The sequence below is a fragment of the Amycolatopsis roodepoortensis genome (genome assembly GCF_014873915.1).
GTDB classification, from domain to species: Bacteria; Actinomycetota; Actinomycetes; order Mycobacteriales; family Pseudonocardiaceae; genus Amycolatopsis; species Amycolatopsis roodepoortensis.
Window position 1 is genome coordinate 603,655 of record NZ_JADBEJ010000001.1, and the last position, 18,238, is coordinate 621,892.

The window sequence follows — 18,238 nt, forward strand, 5'->3', positions numbered from 1 at the left end:
CGCGGGAGTGCGGATGAACCGCCGATGTACCGGCGCTGAACCGCCCCGCGCCACGCTGCTTCTCAGCAGCGACGCCACGGAACAAGCGAGGTGGGACGGATGAAGCAGAAGAACAATCTCCGGCGGGCGGCCGTCTACGGCGTCGCCGGTCTCGCCACCGCGGCCATCGGCGCCACCACCGCGAACGCCATGCTGGACGACCGGCCCGACGAGAAACCGGTACAGGACACCGCGCAGGCGGCCAAACCGCAGCAGGTCCAGGCTCTGGAGCCGGCGCCGCCGAAGCAGACGGCACCCCAGCCCAAGGCCGACCCCCGGGCCGAACCGCCCGCGCCGCGGAAGGCGACCCCGCCGTCGGCGGTGGTGGCCCCCGTCGTGCCGGCGAAGGTGCCCGTGGCCCCAGTCGTGCCGGCGAAGGTATCCGTGGCCCCGGTCGTCAAGCAGGCCGTTCCGGTGCAGCGCACGGTGAAGGCCGCGCAGCCGGTCAAGAAGGTGGCTCACCCGGTACCGGTGGTGAAGAAGGCGGCGGTCGTCAAACCACGCGTGGTGAAGACGGCCGTGCCGAAACTGGCGAACGTCCTCCCGGAGAAGAAGTTCGTCGTCCGCGCCGCGGTCGCCGAGACGGCTCCGCGCACGGTCCGGGAGCAGCTGCGGGACAAGGCCAAGGCCGTCGACACCGCGAACGAAGCGGTGGAACGGGCGGGCAAGGTGCTGGACAAGGCCAAGGACGACCTGAAGAAGGCCAAAGGCGAGCTGAAGAAGCTCCGGGAGAGCGCCAAGAAGATGAAGGACCACGACAAGCCGGTCAAGATCATGACCGGCGACCGGGACTGAACGCCATGGCCACGAACCTCGCCGAACGACCGGCACTGTCGCTGTGGGCGGCCTTCCGGAAGTTCTCCGTCCCCCGTGCCCCGCAGCCCCGGTATCTGGTGATCCCGGAGGAGGCGTGGCTGAACCAGCGACCGTCCACTCCGGACACCGAAGACGAAGAACGAGTCGAGTACGACTATTACCTGGAACACGAGGACAAGCCGCTCAGCAAGAGCGCGGTCACCGGCTTCGGCGGTGGGACCGCGTCACTGGTCTTCGGGGTGACCACCGGACTGGTCATCGCCACGCCCGTCGGCATCGCCGTCGGCGTGGCCGCCGGGATCTTCGGCGGCCTGATGGGCCGCTCCCTGGCCGAAGAGTTCTACGAACGCCGTCACGAAGACGAATCCCAGCTGTGAACGTCACGGCGGGCAACAGGAAATCGAGGTATTCCATGAACATCAAGCGTGCAGGCGTGCTCGGCGTCGCGGGCCTGACGACCGCCGCCGTCGGAGCGTGGACCTTCGGCGCCTTCGACGGGGCCGACGAAGCGACCGCGTCCGCCACTCCCGCCCCGGCCGCGGCCACCGCGCCGAAACCGGCCGCCGCCCCGCAGCAGCAGCAGGCCGCCCCCGTCAACCCGCTCGTCCAGCAGGTCGCGCCGCTCCCCGCGGCTCCGGCCGCGAAACCGGTTCCGGTCAAGCAGGTGGCCAAGATCAAGCCCGCCGCGGTGACGGTGAAGAAGGTGGAACGTCAGAAGACGCGGCTCCCGGTGGTCAAGGCGGCCGTCACCAAGGACAGCCGCGCCGAGCTCCGGCCCCACGTGATCGTGGTCGAGAAGCCCGCTCCCGTCGTACGGGAAAGCACGAAGAAGATCATCGAGTCGGTCGCCAAGGCCAACGGCTCGCTGGACACGGCCAAGAAGCTGGTCGACAAGGCCGGCGACGAGGTCAAGAAGGCCAAGAGCGAGCTGGACAAGGCGAAGAGCGAGCTGAAGAAGCTCAAGGCCGAGAAGCACAAGCACAGCAAGGACAAGGGGAAGAACAGCGAGAGCCGGAAGCAGACCAAGCCCGGGCACGTATCGGTGGACAGCAAGGGCCTGAAGCCGGGCCAGACCCGGACGGTCACGACGTCCAGCCCGGACGGCTCGTCCTGGTCCAGCGCCACGGTCACGGTCAAATAGCACGAACCAGTGAGCGGCGATTCGGGATCGGTCCCGAATCGCCGCTCACGAGGTGGGGATCAGGCGGCCTGACGGTATCCGGTGGCGTGGCCCAGCAACGCGGTCCGGTGAGCGTCGGTGAGGGCGGCTCCCGGTTCGACCCCGAGCTCCCGCACGATGATCGCGCGGGCGCGGCGGAACGCGGCGAGTGCTTCGCTGCGCTGACCGGTTTCGTTCAGCACCATCACCAGCTTCGCCCACGCGTGCTCGCGCAGCGGGTCCTCGTCGATCAGGCCGTGCAGGAGCGAGACCGCGTCGAGGTGCCTGCCCAGCGCGTGGTGGGCTTCGGCGAGATCCTCGCGGATCTGCGTGTGCAGACGTTCCAGCCTGGCGATTTCCGCGAGGGCGTCCGGGGTCCGCAGGCCCTCGAACGGCGTGCCGCGCCACAGGTCCAGCGCGCCGGTGAGCAGCTTGGCCGCCCGCTCGTGATCGCCTTCGCGGAGCGCCTCGCGGCCTTCGGCGAAGTCGCGGCCGATGTGGTCGACGTCGGTGTCCTCGCGGTCGACGACGATCCGGTACGCGCCGGGCCTGCTCTCGATGCGTGTCCTGTCCGCCGCGGGTGCCAGTGCGTGGCGCAGCCCGCAGATGTAGGACTTCAGGTTGCCCCCGGCCGACGCCGGCGCGGCCCGGCCGTGCCAGGCCGCGTCGATCAGCCGGTCGACGCCGACCCACTTGCCGCGGTCGAGCAGCAGCGCGGTCAGCACGGTGGTCGGCTTGCCCGGTTTGATCGCGAGCGGCGGCCGGCCGGGTACGGTGACCTCGATCGGTCCGAGGAGCTGGAAGAGCATCGGATGTCCCCCCGTGGCGTGCTTGTGCTGTCAGCGGACAGCGTGCCCGACACGGTATTAGGATTTCATGACAGTCTCCGGGGGCCACGGGCGGCGACGTAGGCGAACAGGACCCCCAGCACGGCGGCGCCCGCCCACATGGCCTGCTGCCAGCCGTCCACAAAGGACTGTTGGGCGGCGTGGATCAGCTCCTGTGCGCGCGGGCCGGCGTTCTCCGCCGCCGCGACGGCGTTGGCGACACCCTCGCGGGCGTCGTCCGCGGCTCCCTGGGGGATGCCGGTCAACCGGCCGTCGATCGCGCCGCGGTAGCCGGTGGCCACGAGCGCTCCGAGCAGGGCGACGCCGAGCGCGGTACCGAACTCGCGGGTGACGTCGTTCAGGGCCGAGGCGACGCCCTGCTTCGCCCGTGGCAGGGAAGCGGTGATGGCCTCGGTGGACGGCGCCATCGACAGGCCCATGCCGACACCCATGGCGATCATGCCGGGCAGGATCGCCGGGTAGCCGCCGTCGACGGAGACGAGCACGGCCATCGACACCAGGCCGGCGGCGGCCAGCGCGATCCCCGTGGCCATGGTCGAGCGGGAGCCGATCCGCGCGGCGAGCTTGGGAGCCAGCCCGGAGGTCAGCATCATCGCGACGGCCATCGGCATCAGGGCCGCCGTGGACAGCAGGCCCGACCAGCCGAGCACCGCCTGGAAGAACGGGAACAGCACCACGGCGATACCCGCTTGGACGCCGAACACCACCAGGAGCGTGATCGAGCCACCTGCCAGGCCGCGCTCCCGGAACAGGCGCACGTCCAGGAGCGAGGCATCGCGGCGGCGCAGTTCCCAGACCACGAAACAGATCGCGGCGACGACCCCGACGGCGAGGCTGATCAGCGTCGCGGGGGAGGCCCACCCGCGTTCGGGACCCTCCTGCAGCACGAAGATGAGAGCGGCCACGGCTATGACGGAGACGAGCGCGCCGACGGTGTCGAAGCGGTGAGCCGAGGTCTCGCGCGAGTTGGGCACCGAGGTCAGCGTCGTGACCAGCGCCGCGACCGTCAGAAGGGCGGGCAGGACGAACAGCCAGCGCCAGTCGGCGACGTCGACCAGGAGCGCGGAGAGGAACATGCCCAGGATCCCGCCACCTCCGGCCACGCCGGTCCAGACACCGATCGCCTTGCCCCGCCGGTCTTCGGGGAAGGTGGAGGTGATGACGGCCAGCGTGATGGGCATGATCATCGCGGCGCCGACGCCGCTGGTCACCCGCGCGGCGAGCATGACCCCCGCCGACGGAGCCAGCCCCGCGGCCACGGTGGCCACGCCGAAGACGACGAGTCCGGTGATCAGCATGGGTTTGCGGCCGAGCCGGTCGCTGACGGCACCGAGCGGCAGCAGCAGCGCGGCGAGCGCGAGCGTGTAGATGTTGATGATCCAGAGGATCGTGGTCTGCGAGGCGCCGAACTCCACGGCCAGCTGGGTTTGCGCGACGTTCAGTCCGGACACCGAGGCGATGACCGCCATCAGCGCGATCGAGACGGAGATCAGGATCGCGCGCAGCCGGCGTGCGTCCGGTGTCGCCCCTCCATCGGCTTCCGCGGCGGGGGCGAGCTGGTTCGTACTCATGGATTCCCTTCGGACGGCAGGTCGAGTCGAGGCCGAAGCTAACCGTCTCTTGCGAGCAAGGCATACAATCTTGCTCATGACGCAAGAAGATGACGATCTGGACAGCCTCGTGCGCAAGCGCATCCGGGCTCTGCGAGTGGCGCAGGGCTGGTCTCTGGAGGAATTGGCCGCCCGCGCGCACCTCAGTCAGTCGTCACTGAGCCGGATCGAGAACGGGCAGCGCCGGCTCGCGCTGGACCAGCTGGTGACGCTCGCCCGTGCGCTCGACACCACGCTGGACCAGCTCGTGGAGACCGCGACGGACGACGTGGTCTCCAGCCCGTCGATCGACGGCGCCCACGGCCGGATGCGCTGGACCATCAAGGGCGATCCCGACATGACCGTGGTGCGGCACCGCGTGACCGAGCCGCCGCCCGAGAACCCGGCGCGGATGCGCGCGCACCCGGGACGCGAATGGCTCGTCGTCCTGTCCGGCACCGCGGTGCTCATGCTCGGCCACCGCCGCATCCGCGTCGAGACCAACCAGGCCGCCGAGTTCCCCACGATGATGCCGCACGCGATCGGCGCCGAGGGCGGCCCGTGCGACATCCTCGGCATCTACGACCGAGACGCGCGTCGCGGCCACCAGCAGGAGAACGACCTCGAATGAGCCGCGTCTTGCGTCTCGGGCAGCGGCAGGCGCCTTTGTCTTGCGTAAACCGGGATAGAATGTGCCTTAGGCGCATACTCGCTCTACGGTGAAGTCATGAACCACGCCCACCACCACGCAGACCTGACGGAGATCCTCGACCTGGATGCCGAGATTCTCGCCGAGCACACGGCCGCCATCACCGCGTGGCTGCCGCTGAAGACGCCGCCACGTCGGATCGTGGATCTGGGCTGCGGCACGGGTGCGGGCACCTTCGCGCTCATCGACCGCTTCCCCGACGCGCACGTCACCGCCGTCGACGCCTCCGTCGCCCACCTCCAGCGCGTCCGCGAGAAGGCGTGCGCACGGGGCGTCGAAGAGCGCGTGCACACCGTGCACGCGGACCTCGACGACACCGCGTGGCCCGAGCTCGGCTCACCGGACCTGGTGTGGGCTTCGGCCTCCATGCACCACATGGCCCACCCCGACCGAGCCCTGCGAGCCGTCCACGACGTGCTCGCTCCCGACGGTCTGTTCGCCGTCGTCGAGCTGGCCGGGCAGCCCCGGTTCCTGCCCGAAAACGCTCCCGAGGACGCGCCAGGCCTGGAGGAACGCGTGCACGCCGCGGCCGATCGCCGCCACGCCGGGCACCCGACCCATCGCGGCGCCGACTGGGGCCCGATGCTGACCGCGGCCGGATTCACGGTCGAGGGCGAGCGCACCGTCACGGTGAACATCCAAGGCGCCACTAGCGACGCGATCGGCCGCTACGCGCTCGGAATCCTGCGGCGCGTCCGCGGTGCCGCCGCCGAAACGCTTTCCCCGGAGGATCTCGCGGCGCTCGACCGGCTACTCGACTCCGACGGCATCATGCGGCGCGACGATTTGATGGTGCGCACCGAACGCGCCGTCTGGGCCGCACGCCGATGATCGGTCCGTCACCGGCACTTCTCGCCGATGACGGACCGATCCGGGCCGGAGGCGCTACTTTTCTTCCTTGCCTGCGAAGTATTCCCACGTCGCGTCGACCGCGCCGCTGGTCACCAGGCCGGCGGCCGCGCCGCCGACCAAGCCCGCGACGATGCCGGGCGGTCCACCGACGGCCCCGGCCACCATGCCCCCGAAGGCGCCGCCGGCGACGGTGCCGAGAACCGAGGAAACCGTTGCCTGCGCCGGATCCTTCCCCTCGCGAATATCGTAGATCGCGCCCAGCGTGCCCCCGACGATACCGCCGGCCTTGCCCATGTTCCGGAGGAAGCCGACCTTCTTGCTCAGGTCCGGATCGACCCGGCCTTGGAGTTTCCGCTGGGTCTTCGCCTCGCGCTCCTTGATGGCGCCAGGGGCCTCGCCGGCGGTGGCGGCCGCGGAGAGCAAGCCCTTCACCTCGTGGGAATAGTCTTCCCGCATTTTCTGCAGGGCATCGTTGGCCACCCGCCCGGTGTCCTCGGCCGCTCGCTGCCATCCGTTCGGGACGCCTTGCGGGCCGGCACCGCCTGCCGGCTTCCGGCGTTCGAGCCGCTGGACCTCGGCGTCGGCGGCGCGGGCCTGCTGCTGCCTGATCTCCCACGCGCGAGTCGATCCAGCGGGGCGCGCCGCGGCGGCGCGAGCCTCCTCCGCACGCTCACGCGCGTCCCTCAGCTGGCGGGCCTGTCCTGTCCCCGGTGCGCCACCCCGTTGCGAGGCCGCGTAATCGGCCCGCCCGGGCGCTGTCCGCTGCAGATCACGCATGGCTTCGTCCCGGCGTGCTTGGTCGGCCGCCTTGCGGATTTTGTTGGCTTGGGTTTGGCGTTCGTGTTTGCCGGTTTGTTCGTTGCGGCCGGATGGTCCGGCGTCTATGGCTTTGCGTTCGGCGGCCTTTTTGTCGTCTTCGGTTTTCTTTTTGTTGGCTTGGGTTTGGCGTTCGTGTTTGCCGGTTTGTTCGTTGCGGCCGGATGGCCCGGCGTCTACGGCCTTGCGCTCCGCGACCTTCTTGTCGCTCTCCGCCTTTTTCACCGCCCGCGTCTGGCGTTCACGTTTGCCGGTCTGCTCGTTCCGCCCCGACGGCTCGGCATCCACGGCCTTCCGGTTCGCGACTTGCTTGTCCGCCTCCGCCTTCTTCGCGGGCGGGGGCGGCGGCTGTGGGGCGGCTTCCGCCTGCTGGGCTCCAGCGAGGGCGAAAAAGGCGGACAGCGCGCCACCCGACACGGCGTAGAGCGCTGTCCTGCCGGCGGAACTTCCCGTGGTTTTCACGATGCTCCTCTCCTCTCGAGTGCACGAACGGCGAGTGGAGGGCGAAAGCGACCTGCCCGGCGTTCCTCGGTCCCGCCTCTCGATCGGCCCGTGACAGGGCAACTCTGAAGCCGGCCGGTTCAGCGGACATACATTCTCGGTACATCGAGTCGAACCCTGCGCATCGACCGACGGAATCGCCGACCGGGCCGATCTCCCGGCTCCATGCGCCCGGAACTCCGTAGCCGGCCTGAAATCGCGGTGCGCCGACCGGCGCTCGACCGTAGCGTTCGTGAGGTGATGGAGCTACCGCACGAGATCGTCGAGCACTATCGGGCGGCCGACGAGGGAACGCGACTCACCGGGGCCTCCGGCCGCCTGGAGTTCGTACGGACAAGAGATCGTACGTCGCCATCTGCCTGCCGGACCCCAACGTGTGCTCGATATCGGCGGTGCCACCGGAGTGCACGCGGCCTGGCTCGCCGCACCATAGCCGCGGCAGGCCTGGATGCGGTCAGCCGAGTTCCGCCTTCGTGGCGTCGTAGACCTCTCGTGCCTTCTCGACGGCGGTCATCCGCTGCTCAGTCCAGCGGGCGAGGCCGTTCACCTGGTCGGCGGCTTCTCTGCCGAGTTCGGTGAGGGAGTAGTCCACCCGGGGCGGGATCACCGGTTTGGCGTCGCGGTGGACCAGGCCGTCGCGTTCCAGGGTCTGCAGTGTCTGGGCGAGCATCTTCTCGCTGACCTTGCCGATCTGCCGTCGCAGCTCGTTGAAGCGGTACGGGCGATCCAGCAGGGCTATCAGGACGAGCGTGCCCCAGCGGCTCGTGACGTGTTCGAGGACCAGGCGTTGCGGGCACATCGTGTCGCCGCCGGCGAGCCGGACGCGGTCCACCAGCGTCATTCCACTTACGTCCATATCAGTACCTTACTCCAAGGTGGGTACTTCCCAAGCGGTGAGCGGGGCCTCAAGGTTAGGCCACAGCGATCCAGAAGGAGAAGTACGAGCATGAGCATCGTCGTCACCGGCGCCACCGGAAGCCTTGGCCGTTTCGTCATCGAGGGCTTGCTGGAGAAGGTTCCGGCCGAGCAGATCACCGCCGTCGCCCGCAGCCGGGAGAAGGCCGCCGGGTTCGCGGCCCGGGGAGTCCGGGTCGCCATCGCCGACTACAACGACCCGGAGAGCTTCGACGGCCTGTTCACGGCGGGCGACAAGGTGCTCCTCATTTCCGGCAACGAGTTCGACAAGGGCCGCGTCGGGCAGCACAAGATCGTCCTCGACGCCGCGAGTGCGGCCGGAATCGCCCTGTTCGCGTACACCAGCGCGCCCGGCGCTCTGACCGCCGCGCTCGCGGACGACCACCGGGACACCGAGGCCGCGATCCTCGAATCCGGTCTGCCGTACGTGTTCCTGCGTAATGGCTGGTACAACGAGAACTACACCGAGCGGCTCGCCCCGGTACTCCAGTCCTCCACCGTCACCCAGGCCGCCGGCGACGGGCGCATCGCCTCCGCTGCCCGGGCCGACTACGCGGCCGCCGCGGTCGCCGTGCTCACCGGTGAAGGCCACGAGAACAAGACCTACGAGCTCAGTGGCGACACCGCATGGGGCTTCGCCGAGTTCGCGGCCGAACTCGGCAAGCAGACCGGCCGCGAAATCGCCTACAAATCCGTCTCGGCCGAGGCTTTCTCCGAGATCCTGACCGATCACGCCGGGCTCCCCGCGCCGCTCGCCGCGACCCTGACCGGGGTGGAGCTGGCCATCGAAAAAGGCGAACTGGCGGGCACCGGCGGCGATCTCGGCCGTCTGATCGGCAGGCCCACCACGCCGATCGCCGACTCGATCGCCCTCGCGCTCAAGGACTGACACGACCCCGCGAAGCGTCGCCATTGGACTGTCCTTTTCAGACACCTTTTCCCATTCGACGATATCCGCCATAGCGGTCGGGTAACGTCCGTTGCGCCGGTGGGAACGGTGTGGTCTGGTATCGGAACCCGCGGCCAGGTGGAGCGGGGTTCGAGTGAGTTCACGGTCGCGGCCGGTGAGGAGGCGGGGTGTCGTTCGTCTTGGCGCGGCTGCTGACCCGCTGGGTGTTGCAGCAGGGCTGGATGCTTCCGGTCGTCGTGGTCGTCTTCGTCTTCGCGACCAGCTGGCCGCTGATGACGCTGGCCGAGCCCGCGGGCAGTGAGCTCGTCCAGGCGGGGAACTACTGGTGGTACTTCGTGGTCACGGCCGCGACGGTCGGATACGGCGACTTCTCGCCGGAGACCACCGCGGGCCATTTCGTCGGGGCCTATGTCATCATCGGCGGGATCGCGACGCTCACCACGGTGTTCACCAAGCTCGCTTCCAGGCTCGAACAGGCGAAGGGACGGCGGATGCAGGGGATGGAAGCCGTACGGGCGAGCGGGCACACGCTCCTGATCGGCTACACGCCGGGCCGCACCGAGCGCATCGTCGCCCAGCTCATCGCCGACGGCGTGACCGGGCTCGTCCTCTGCGCGAGCGACGAAGTGCAGGTGCACCCCATGCCGTCGCAGCCGGTGGACTTCGTCCGTGGCGACCCGACCGCGGCCGAAGTGCTCGCCCGTGCCGCCGTCGCGAAGGCGGGCACCATCCTGGTCGACATGCGCGACGACAACGAGGCCTTGGCGGTCGCGGTGACCGTGGACCACGCGAACCGGTCGGCGCATGTCGTGGTGACGTTGCGGGACATGGAGAAAACCGAGCTGGTCCGCTACGTCGATCCGCGGATCAAGTGCGTGCAGTGGCACACGCCGCGGATGGTCACGGAAGAACTGACCTCACCGGGGATCGCCGAGGTCTACTCCGAGCTGATGACGGCGGGCGGAGCGGCGACGTACTCGGTGACCTTGCCCGAGTCGCTGGGATCGCTGAGCACCGAGAAATGCCGGATGGCGCTGGGACGCGCTTTCGGCGCCACGGTCCTGGCCGCACGGACCGGCGACGACCTGGTGGTCAATCCTTCGTGGGACGGCGATCTCCCGGCCGGCTCGGTGCTCTACTACGTCAGCCCCCGGCGCCTCGCCGACGCGGAGATCGAGACCGCCCTGCGAGGCCTCGGCCGCTGACCTCAGGTCCGGCGAGGGACACCTGGGCCGATCGCACTTTGGAAGACGCTGCGCTCCGCGCCTGCCACCGTGACCCGCGGGGTGCCCGTGCCCGTCTTCCGAGATCAAGTTCGACCCGCTGATCAATCCGACGGAGATCCCGGTCGGTGGGTACTGGTACATCGAGGGCACCGAGCAGGTCACCTTCACGACTCCGGGCACCGTCACGCTCGGCTTTCGCAGCCGGTGATCGAGACCGTGACGGTGAACTGACCGAGGATCGGACTACTCGCGGCCGGCGTTCTGGAGTCGTTCGATCGTTTCGTCGATCCAGTCCACCCAGGTCTGGGCCATCATCTCGCCTGCCCGGCGGACCGAGTCCCAGACGAGGGGATCGAGTTCGCTGCCGCCGGGGAGGGCCGCGGCCGCCGCGATGTGGTCCGGCAGTTCGAAGGCGAGCCGCTCGCGATCCTTGACGTGGAGGTCGCGCATGACCCGGAGCTGGGTCACGGTGTCCTCCAGCGGACGGGATCCGGCGAAGAAGAAGCGGACCATGAAGGGCACACGGACGGGGTCGAGTTCGGTGACCAGTTCGCTCAGCCAGGAATCGAACGCCGCCCGCCCGGCGTCGGTGATCGTGTACACGCGGCGGTCCGGCCTGCTCTGCTGTGGCTCCACTTCGGACACGACCAGCCCGCTGTCTTCGAGCTGGCTCAACGTCCGGTAGATCTGGCTGAGCTGGGCGGGCCAGACGAAGTGGATGCTGGCACGGATCGCGGTGGCCAGGTCGTAGCCGGTCATCGACTGCCGGAGCAGGAAACCCAGCAGGGCGGATCTGAGCATCGGGCTCCTTCCGGCGGGTGACCCGGAGGATAGCAATCGATCAACTCCGGTCCGCGTGCCGTGCGAACCAGGCGGCGAGGAGTTCGGTGACCTGCCCGGGCCGTTCGCGGTGCGGCCAGTGGCCCGTGTCGAGCCAATGTAGTTCGGACCGTTCGCACAGGGCTGCACTGGGTTCGGCGAGGTGCTTTCCGAGCGCACCGTCGCGGCGTCCCCAGATTATCTGCGTCGGCACGCGTACCGGCCGGGCGGGCGCGGCGCGCGGCGACATGGTCCTGAACATCGCGCGGTACCAGAAAAGCGGCCGCTGGATCGTGCCGGGATGGCGCCACACGGTGCGGTGCCGGTCGAGGTCGGCTTCGCTCAGCCGGGCGCCGTGTTCGAGCATCGCCGCGAGGACCGCGCCGCCGCGCGCGCCGAGGACGGCCTCGGCGAGACCGGGGATCTGGAACGCCACCATGTACCAGCTCCGCAGCAGCTGGGAAGGCTTGCGCCGCAACGAGTCCGCGAACACCTGTGGATGCGGGCAGTTGACGATGGTCAGCGAGCGGACCAGATCGGGCCGTTCGGTCGCCACCGCCCAGGCCACCGCCCCGCCCCAGTCGTGCCCGACCAGATGGACCGGCGCCGCGTCCTGCCGCTCGATGAGGAGCACGATGTCGTCGACCAGGCGGGGCATCTCGTAGTCGGCGACGGTGGCGGGTTTGGAGGAAAGGCCGTAGCCGCGCTGATCCGGCGCCAGCGTCCGGTACCCCTGTTCGGCGAGCGCGGTCATCTGCGGCTCGAAGGTGAACCAGAGGTCGGGCCAGCCGTGGAGGAACAGGGCGGCCGGACCGTCGTCGGGGCCGTCGGTCTCGACGTGCAGCAGGACGTCATCGACGTCGACGAACTGTGGCCGGAACATGGGCCTCCTCGCTCGGGCGGGTTCAGGCCGCGCCGAGTACGGCGGCGACCGTGGCGGACAGGGGACCGGGATCGCGGTCACGCAACGGCCGCAGCACCCGGCGCGCGATCCGCGGCGAACCGAGTGACGACAGCGGCCGGTGGAGGTTGAGCACGTCGTTGAAGGCCGCCGTCACCTCGGGATCCAGCGCCGCCGCTCGTTCCAGCCGGTTGCGGTAGCCCTCACCGAACCGGGCGGCCCAAGGTGAGCGGATCCCTTCGGTGCGGCAGCCGTAACGGAGATCCTCGCCGACCGCGAGCCGCCACGCCTCGGCGGACGTGGCGGCGATGGCGCGCGCCGCCCGCCGTCCGAACCCCTCGCCGTCGTCGGCGGCGAGTACCCTGCCGAGCGCGACCGCGGAGAGGGCGGCGACGCTCATTCCCTGGCCGTATATGGGATTCGCCGCGCTGGCGGCGTCGCCGAGCGCGAGGACACCGCCGGGCATTTCGCGAGCGCGGTCGTAGTGCCGCCGGGTGTTGCTGCGGACGCGGAAGGTGCGGATCGGGCCGACCGGGGTCGAGCGGCGAAGCGCCTCGGCCACCACCGGTGCCGTCAGCCGATCGGCGAAATCGCGCAACTCGGCCAGGTCTGCCGGAACCGGCCCGCCCCGGCCGATCGAGCCGAACGAGATGTGCAGCAGGCCGTGCTCGACGCGAAGCACGACGCCGCCGACGGAGGAGCCGGATGCGGCCTGGCCGCCGAGGATGGCCAGCCATTCGGGGTCGAAGGACGGATCGGGCTCGGTGACCACGCTGACGTAGCGGACGTCGGAGTGGACGACCGATCGTGGTGGCGGCCGGTACCCGATCCGCTCGAGCCACTCCGGCAGCGGCGAGTTCCGGCCGGAGGCGTCGACGACCAGGTCGGCGTCCAGGTTCCTGTTCGGTGTTCGGACCCCGGTGACCCGGCGGCGGGACCGGTCGGTCAGCAGGCCGGTGGCGGGTGTCCCGTCCAGGACCGTGACGTTCGGCAGTGCCCGTACGCGGGCGCGGATCGCGTGCTCCAGCAGGATCCGGCTCGCCCCGAAACCCCCGCTCCACCAGGCCGGGATCCGGATGGTCGTCGCGCCGCGGACCAGGAAGAGCGAACGATCTCCCAGCGCGGGATCGGCGGAACCCGGGGTGAGCGCGCCACCGGCGGCCAGTTCCGCGGACAGGCCGGGGAACAGCCCGACCAGCACCCGGCGGCCGGACCCCAGCAGACCGTGCGCGTGATGCGACTGCGGGACGAAGCGCCGATGCCCAGGCTGGTCCGGGAGCTCGTCACGCTCGACCAGGAGCACCTCGTCGTAGTGCTCGGACAGGACCCGTGCGGTCACGAGACCGGCGATCCCCGCGCCGAGCACCGCCGCGCGGCCGGTGTGTCGATATGACATTCTTCATATATAACTTGTTGAGTATGGGACGTCAATCGTCGATGTCGGTGATCCGGTGGGACTCGTGCCTGGGGAGCGTGTCGCGACCGGCCCGCCCGGCGCGGTCACCTGTCCCGGCTGGGGTTGCGAAAGCCACTTTCGGGACATCAGACGTCGCGAAAGTGGCTTTCGCGACACGCGTCCGAACCGCCCGCCACGACCGACTCCCTGGGTGCGTCAGCTGTCCCGGCTGGCGTTGCGAAAGCCACTTTGCCAACGTTGAAGGTTGCGAAAGTGGCTTTCGCAACACGTCACCTCTGGGCAGCGAAAGCTCAGGGCTACGAAACGATCTATCCGCTAGGGCGGGAGCGCTAAGCGGTGGCGAAGCAAGCGCGGACGGTGGTGCCCTGCGGCCCGGTGTGAAGCCGTACGAGATCGGCCAGGTGGTTGATCAACAGGAGCCCGCGGCCGCGCAGCTGCCCGGGGGAGGCGGGCCGCCGTCCGGCGAGCGGATCGGTCAGGTGGCCGGTGTCGCGGACTTCGCAGACCAGCAGGCCGCCCTCCGGCCAGATGCTGAGCCGTCCTTGCCCGCCACCGTGGTCGACGCTGTTGGCGACGAGTTCGGCGACCACTAGTTCGACGTCGTCCACTCGATCGCCGGTGAGGCCCGCCCGTTGTGCCTGACCGCGGGCCATCGCACGGGCTCGGGCCAGGGAGGCCGCGTCTCCGGTGACGGCGTCGAGGGTGGTGTGGGCGGCGGGTTCGGTCGGGGACGGTGCGGGCAGTGGGGTGTTGTAGCCGTTGATGATGCGGCCGGGGTCGTAGCCGGGGCTGGCGCGCTCCCCGGTGGAGTCGATCAGGAGCGGGTGGGTGGCTTCGGCGTCGGTCAGTGCGCGGGCGTCGAGGCGGGTGACGTCGTAAGGGCACAGGATGGTGACTTCGCGGCCGGTGAACGCCAGGTTGATCAAGGCCTCGTGCTGGGCACAGGCCGGATATTCCAGCTCCGACCGCTCGGCCCAGATGGGCTCGCCGATGATGCGGACGCGCTGTCCGGGATGACTGTCGGCGAACGCGCGGAGGACACCGGGGATGATCCGGCCGGGGTTGCGGCCTTCCTCGGTCATGTCCAGCAGCCGTACCCGCTCGGCGTCGTCGCCCAGCGCGGTGCGCAGCAGTTCCAGGTTGGCACCCGGAACCGAGACCGCGACCGGTTCACCGTTGTCCAGGCCCTGCCGGATGAAGGGGACAGTGCCCGTCAAGTAGTCGTCCCGCCCGCGGTAGAACAGCGCCGGGTGGACGAAGGGGTCGGTATCCGCGGCCGTCGTGCTCGGATTCACGGTGACCGGATGCCCTCGTTCAGCGGATTCATGTACCGGAAGAGGCTCGGTGTCTTCCGCGACGCCCGGGACAGGTCGTTCGTCCCGCCACCGGCGGCCACCACCATCTCCGAACTCCGTTCCCAGGCCGGCGGGTCGAGACCGCCGACCGATAAGTACTCCTCCCCGACAGCTTAGTGGCCCGAATCCGGTGGTTCACCTATGGGCGGCAGGCGGGTAGAGTTCGAGTAGCTAAATTTGGCTAGTAGGGAGAGGCTGATGTCGGTTACGCCCTATGTGATGGTGGACAGCGCGAAGGCTTACAGACGGTTTCTGGAAGACGCGTTCGCCGCCGAGGTGTCGAACGTGATTCCGCTGCCGGAGGATCCGGAACGGATGGTGCACGCGGAAGCGCGGATAGGGACCGGTGTGGTGTTCTTCGCCGACTCCGGGGCCGGAGGGATGCGCTGCCTGGAGTCGCCGTCGGAGCCGGTGCACGTCCAGTTGTGGGTCACCGTGCCGGATCCCGAAGACGTCTTCGCGCGGGCGGTCGAGGCGGGCGCGAAGCCCGCCATGCGGATCACGGCGCAGGACGACGGCAGCCGGATGGGCGGCTTCGTCGACCCGTTCGGGACGTTGTGGTGGCTCAGCACGAACTCGCCGGGCTGAATACGTGTCGACGGTTCGCATGCTGGTTCTGGGCGCGGTCCGGCGGCGTGGCCGCGCCCACGGCTACCAGGTTCGTTCCGACCTGGAGTCGTGGGGCGCGCACGAATGGTCCACGGCGACCTCCGGTTCGGTGTACCACGCGCTCAAGGCTATGACCGGGCAGGATTTGCTCGTTCTCCACGAAACCGTCCCCAGTGAGGCGGGCGGGCCGCCGCGGATGGAATACGAGATCACCGCGAAGGGCGAACAGAGCTACTTCACCCTGCTCCGCAAGGCACTCGGCAGTCGCGAACCCCGGCTGGACATGCTCGCCGCCGCGGTCGGCCTCATCGAGGACCTGACCCGCGCCGAGGCGATCGACCTTCTCCGGCAACGCGCCGAGGCCATGCGGCAGTGGCAGGCGAGTATCACCGCGCATCTGCCGCCGGGCACCGACCTCGACGACTGTGGCCCGGTCGGCGAGGTCGTGGGGTTGTGGCTGCACACCGCCGGGCACCGCGTCGAATGGACCGATCGGCTGATCCGGCGCCTGGAGGACGGCGCCTACCGGATGGCGGGCGAGGCCTAGGGGCGGACGTGCGCCTTTACGACACTTACGTTTTCTTTACGGCCGGCGCCGTGATTCTTAGCGCCGGCTCGTTAGTGTCCGCGTCGGTGTGCGGCCATCACGGGTCAGGGTGGCTTGCCGGGTGCGCGATCGGGGAGGGCACGGAATGACCGAGGTACCGGAGCATGCTGTGCCGGAGCGGGTGGAGAGCCCGGTCCGGCAGGCGGCGCCGTCGGGGAAGGTCGGCCGGTGGTTGATGGAGCACCGGGTCCAGCCGGTGGGGCCGGAAAGTCACGAGGAGCACGCCACCCCGCAGTCGTGGTGGAAGGTCATGTGTCTCACCGGCGTGGACTACTTCTCCACGTTGTCGTATCTGCCAGGGATCGCCGCGCTGGCGGCGGGCGCGCTGTCGCCGCTGGCGACGTTGCTGATCGTGGCGCTGACGCTGCTGGGCATGCTGCCGATGTACCGGCGGGTGGCGAAGGAGAGCCCGCACGGTCAGGGTTCGGTCGCGATGCTGGAGAATCTGCTGCCGTTCTGGCGCGGCAAGATCTTCGTCCTGGTGCTACTGGGTTTCGTCGCCACGTCGTGGATCATCACGATCACGCTGTCGTCGGCGGACGCCACCGTGCACGCGCTGGAGAATCCGATCGCGCCGTCGTTCCTGCACGGGCACGAGGTGCTGATCACGGTCGTCCTGCTGCTGATCCTCGGCGGGGTGTTCCTGCTCGGGTTCAGCGAGGCGGTCGGGGTCGCGATCCCGCTGGTCGCGATCTTCCTGCTGCTCAACGCGGTGGTCGTGGTCGCCGGGATCGGCGAGGTGATCGCGGATCCCGCCGCGTTCGACCGCTGGCTGGACGCGCTCACCTCCGGTGGAGGCGGGTTCGGCGGCGTCATCGGCCCGGCGATCCTGGCGTTTCCCTTGCTGGTACTGGGTTTGTCGGGTTTCGAGACCGGTGTGAGCATGATGCCGCTGGTGGCGGCCAAGGGCGAGAACGCCGAACGGAAGCTGGCGAACCGCATCCGCAACACCCGCAAACTGCTCACCGCCGCCGCGGTGATCATGTCGGTGTACCTGATCGCGACCAGCTTCGTCACCACGGTCCTGATCCCGGCCGAGAAGTTCCAGCCGGGCGGCGAGGCCAACGGCCGGGCGCTGGCGTACCTCGCACACGAGCTGCTGGGCGAATGGGTCGGTACGGCGTACGACATCAGCAGCATCCTGATCCTGTGGTTCGCCGGGGCCTCGGCGATGGCCGGGCTGATCAACATCGTGCCGCGCTACCTGCCCGCGTACGGGATGGCGCCGGACTGGGCGCGGGCGGTCCGCCCGGTGGTGCTGGTCTACACCGCGATCTGCGTCCTGGTCACGATCATCTTCAACGCCGACGTCAACGCCCAGGCCGGGGCGTACGCCACCGGGATCCTCGCGATGATGGTGTCGGCGTCGGTGGCGGTGGCCATCTCCGCGGCGAAGAAACGGCAGCGCAAGGCGGCGATCGCGTTCGCCGTGCTGACCCTGATCCTGATCTACGCCTTGGTGGAGAACGTCATCGAGAAACCCGACGGGCTCACCATCTCCGCGTTCTTCATCCTCGGGATCATCGTGGTGTCGCTGGTGTCGCGGGTCACCCGCACCACGGAACTGCGCGTGGACCACATCGAGTTCGACGAGCCCGCGCGCCGGTTCGTCACCGAGTCGATCGCGCACGACGGCGCGCTCACCATCATCGCGAACCGGCGCCAGGCCGGGGACGCCGACGAATACCGGGCGAAGGAAGCCGAACAGCGCGGCCTGAACCCGGTACCGGGCGCCGCCGACGTCCTGTTCCTCGAAATCGACGTCATCGATCCGTCCGGTTTCAGCGACGTGCTGAAGGTCCGCGGTGTCGAGATCGAGGGATTCCGTGTCCTGCGGGTGGAAAGCCCGGCCGCGCCGAACGCCATCGCGGCTGTCCTGCTCGCGCTGCGCGACGCCACCGGCGTGCGGCCCCAATGTCATTTCGAGTGGAGCGAGGGTAATCCACTCGGACACCTGTTCCGCTACCTGATCCTCGGCCGCGGCGACACCGCGCCAGTCGTCCGGGAGATCATCCGCACCAGCGAACGCGATCCGGCGCTCCGGCCGGGAATCCACGTCGGCTGACCGGAGTCCGGTGGCGAGCCGCGCCCCTGCCTGCGGTTTTCCACTCTGGCGCAAAAGTGTCGTCGTCCGGCGGGGAGAGGCGGCA

General features: G+C 69.4%; 18 protein-coding genes. 10 read left to right on the forward strand and 8 right to left on the reverse strand.

Going from position 1 to position 18,238, the window contains the following annotated elements; translation table 11 throughout:
• The first annotated feature begins 99 nt into the window (after window positions 1-99).
• From H4W30_RS02875 to H4W30_RS02885, 3 genes are read left to right on the forward strand one after another with little or no spacing between them, the layout of a single operon-like run.
• A complete protein-coding gene (locus tag H4W30_RS02875; RefSeq protein WP_192741351.1) occupies window positions 100-834 on the forward strand; it encodes a hypothetical protein in 735 nt (244 codons plus the stop codon).
• A gap of 5 nt (window positions 835-839) precedes the next feature.
• On the forward strand, window positions 840-1,232 hold the full coding sequence (locus H4W30_RS02880) for a hypothetical protein (RefSeq protein WP_192741352.1): 393 nt from the start codon (window positions 840-842) through the stop codon (window positions 1,230-1,232).
• A gap of 35 nt (window positions 1,233-1,267) precedes the next feature.
• Window positions 1,268-1,996: a hypothetical protein gene (locus H4W30_RS02885; protein ID WP_192741353.1), complete on the forward strand. Its 729-nt coding sequence runs from the start codon at window positions 1,268-1,270 to the stop codon at window positions 1,994-1,996.
• 59 nt (window positions 1,997-2,055) lie between these two features.
• On the opposite strand, the gene H4W30_RS02890 is transcribed toward H4W30_RS02885, so the two are convergent.
• On the reverse strand, window positions 2,056-2,823 hold the full coding sequence (locus tag H4W30_RS02890) for an AfsR/SARP family transcriptional regulator (RefSeq protein ID WP_192741354.1): 768 nt from the start codon (window positions 2,821-2,823) through the stop codon (window positions 2,056-2,058).
• Between the two features lie 65 nt (window positions 2,824-2,888).
• Window positions 2,889-4,433: a DHA2 family efflux MFS transporter permease subunit gene (locus H4W30_RS02895; protein WP_192741355.1), complete on the reverse strand. Its 1,545-nt coding sequence runs from the start codon at window positions 4,431-4,433 to the stop codon at window positions 2,889-2,891.
• A 76-nt stretch (window positions 4,434-4,509) separates the two neighbouring features.
• Between H4W30_RS02895 and H4W30_RS02900 the strand changes: the two genes are divergently transcribed.
• Together H4W30_RS02900 and H4W30_RS02905 are read left to right on the forward strand one after the other, a co-directional pair.
• Window positions 4,510-5,082 (forward strand): helix-turn-helix transcriptional regulator, encoded by a 573-nt coding sequence (locus tag H4W30_RS02900; protein ID WP_192741356.1) that lies wholly within the window; start codon window positions 4,510-4,512, stop codon window positions 5,080-5,082.
• A 96-nt stretch (window positions 5,083-5,178) separates the two neighbouring features.
• Window positions 5,179-5,991 (forward strand): class I SAM-dependent methyltransferase, encoded by an 813-nt coding sequence (locus H4W30_RS02905; RefSeq protein ID WP_192741357.1) that lies wholly within the window; start codon window positions 5,179-5,181, stop codon window positions 5,989-5,991.
• A 54-nt stretch (window positions 5,992-6,045) separates the two neighbouring features.
• Here the strand turns inward: H4W30_RS02905 and H4W30_RS02910 are convergent, their stop codons facing one another.
• Window positions 6,046-7,290, reverse strand: coding sequence for a hypothetical protein (locus H4W30_RS02910; RefSeq protein ID WP_192741358.1), 1,245 nt, complete (start codon window positions 7,288-7,290; stop codon window positions 6,046-6,048).
• Window positions 7,291-7,783: 493 nt separating this feature from the next.
• Window positions 7,784-8,185, reverse strand: coding sequence for a winged helix-turn-helix transcriptional regulator (locus H4W30_RS02915; protein WP_378233729.1), 402 nt, complete (start codon window positions 8,183-8,185; stop codon window positions 7,784-7,786).
• 90 nt (window positions 8,186-8,275) lie between these two features.
• Here H4W30_RS02915 and H4W30_RS02920 point away from each other — a divergent pair, with 90 nt between their 5' ends.
• Both H4W30_RS02920 and H4W30_RS02925 read left to right on the forward strand, forming a co-directional pair.
• Window positions 8,276-9,133, forward strand: a complete 858-nt coding sequence (locus H4W30_RS02920; RefSeq protein ID WP_192741359.1) for an SDR family oxidoreductase — start codon at window positions 8,276-8,278, stop codon at window positions 9,131-9,133.
• Window positions 9,134-9,321: 188 nt separating this feature from the next.
• Window positions 9,322-10,359, forward strand: coding sequence for an ion channel (locus tag H4W30_RS02925; RefSeq protein ID WP_192741360.1), 1,038 nt, complete (start codon window positions 9,322-9,324; stop codon window positions 10,357-10,359).
• Window positions 10,360-10,623: 264 nt separating this feature from the next.
• Here the strand turns inward: H4W30_RS02925 and H4W30_RS02930 are convergent, their stop codons facing one another.
• From H4W30_RS02930 to H4W30_RS02945, 4 genes are all read right to left on the reverse strand, one after another.
• Window positions 10,624-11,181 (reverse strand): PadR family transcriptional regulator, encoded by a 558-nt coding sequence (locus H4W30_RS02930; protein WP_192741361.1) that lies wholly within the window; start codon window positions 11,179-11,181, stop codon window positions 10,624-10,626.
• A gap of 40 nt (window positions 11,182-11,221) precedes the next feature.
• Window positions 11,222-12,082 (reverse strand): alpha/beta fold hydrolase, encoded by an 861-nt coding sequence (locus tag H4W30_RS02935; protein WP_192741362.1) that lies wholly within the window; start codon window positions 12,080-12,082, stop codon window positions 11,222-11,224.
• A 22-nt stretch (window positions 12,083-12,104) separates the two neighbouring features.
• Window positions 12,105-13,496 (reverse strand): NAD(P)/FAD-dependent oxidoreductase, encoded by a 1,392-nt coding sequence (locus H4W30_RS02940; protein ID WP_192741363.1) that lies wholly within the window; start codon window positions 13,494-13,496, stop codon window positions 12,105-12,107.
• Between the two features lie 350 nt (window positions 13,497-13,846).
• A complete protein-coding gene (locus H4W30_RS02945) occupies window positions 13,847-14,812 on the reverse strand; it encodes an anti-sigma factor RsbA family regulatory protein (protein ID WP_192741364.1) in 966 nt (321 codons plus the stop codon).
• Window positions 14,813-15,070: 258 nt separating this feature from the next.
• Here H4W30_RS02945 and H4W30_RS02950 point away from each other — a divergent pair, with 258 nt between their 5' ends.
• From H4W30_RS02950 to H4W30_RS02960, 3 genes are all read left to right on the forward strand, one after another.
• A complete protein-coding gene (locus tag H4W30_RS02950; protein ID WP_225948737.1) occupies window positions 15,071-15,460 on the forward strand; it encodes a VOC family protein in 390 nt (129 codons plus the stop codon).
• A gap of 19 nt (window positions 15,461-15,479) precedes the next feature.
• The gene (locus H4W30_RS02955) at window positions 15,480-16,028 is read left to right on the forward strand and encodes a PadR family transcriptional regulator (protein WP_225948738.1); all 549 of its coding nucleotides are present in this window, start codon (window positions 15,480-15,482) and stop codon (window positions 16,026-16,028) included.
• Window positions 16,029-16,173: 145 nt separating this feature from the next.
• The gene (locus H4W30_RS02960; protein ID WP_192741366.1) at window positions 16,174-18,153 is read left to right on the forward strand and encodes an APC family permease; all 1,980 of its coding nucleotides are present in this window, start codon (window positions 16,174-16,176) and stop codon (window positions 18,151-18,153) included.
• Window positions 18,154-18,238: the final 85 nt, after the last annotated feature.

Coding starts and splice junctions, on each gene's coding strand:
- H4W30_RS02960 (WP_192741366.1), top strand. CDS start 16,174: ATGACCGAGGTACCGGAGCATGCTGTGCCGGAGCGGGTGGAGAGCCCG.
- H4W30_RS02905 (WP_192741357.1), top strand. CDS start 5,179: ATGAACCACGCCCACCACCACGCAGACCTGACGGAGATCCTCGACCTG.
- H4W30_RS02930 (WP_192741361.1), bottom strand. CDS start 11,181: ATGCTCAGATCCGCCCTGCTGGGTTTCCTGCTCCGGCAGTCGATGACC.
- H4W30_RS02895 (WP_192741355.1), bottom strand. CDS start 4,433: ATGAGTACGAACCAGCTCGCCCCCGCCGCGGAAGCCGATGGAGGGGCG.
- H4W30_RS02890 (WP_192741354.1), bottom strand. CDS start 2,823: ATGCTCTTCCAGCTCCTCGGACCGATCGAGGTCACCGTACCCGGCCGG.
- H4W30_RS02875 (WP_192741351.1), top strand. CDS start 100: ATGAAGCAGAAGAACAATCTCCGGCGGGCGGCCGTCTACGGCGTCGCC.
- H4W30_RS02920 (WP_192741359.1), top strand. CDS start 8,276: ATGAGCATCGTCGTCACCGGCGCCACCGGAAGCCTTGGCCGTTTCGTC.
- H4W30_RS02940 (WP_192741363.1), bottom strand. CDS start 13,496: ATGTCATATCGACACACCGGCCGCGCGGCGGTGCTCGGCGCGGGGATC.
- H4W30_RS02935 (WP_192741362.1), bottom strand. CDS start 12,082: ATGTTCCGGCCACAGTTCGTCGACGTCGATGACGTCCTGCTGCACGTC.
- H4W30_RS02915 (WP_378233729.1), bottom strand. CDS start 8,185: ATGGACGTAAGTGGAATGACGCTGGTGGACCGCGTCCGGCTCGCCGGC.
- H4W30_RS02955 (WP_225948738.1), top strand. CDS start 15,480: ATGCTGGTTCTGGGCGCGGTCCGGCGGCGTGGCCGCGCCCACGGCTAC.
- H4W30_RS02880 (WP_192741352.1), top strand. CDS start 840: ATGGCCACGAACCTCGCCGAACGACCGGCACTGTCGCTGTGGGCGGCC.
- H4W30_RS02950 (WP_225948737.1), top strand. CDS start 15,071: ATGTCGGTTACGCCCTATGTGATGGTGGACAGCGCGAAGGCTTACAGA.
- H4W30_RS02900 (WP_192741356.1), top strand. CDS start 4,510: ATGACGCAAGAAGATGACGATCTGGACAGCCTCGTGCGCAAGCGCATC.
- H4W30_RS02885 (WP_192741353.1), top strand. CDS start 1,268: ATGAACATCAAGCGTGCAGGCGTGCTCGGCGTCGCGGGCCTGACGACC.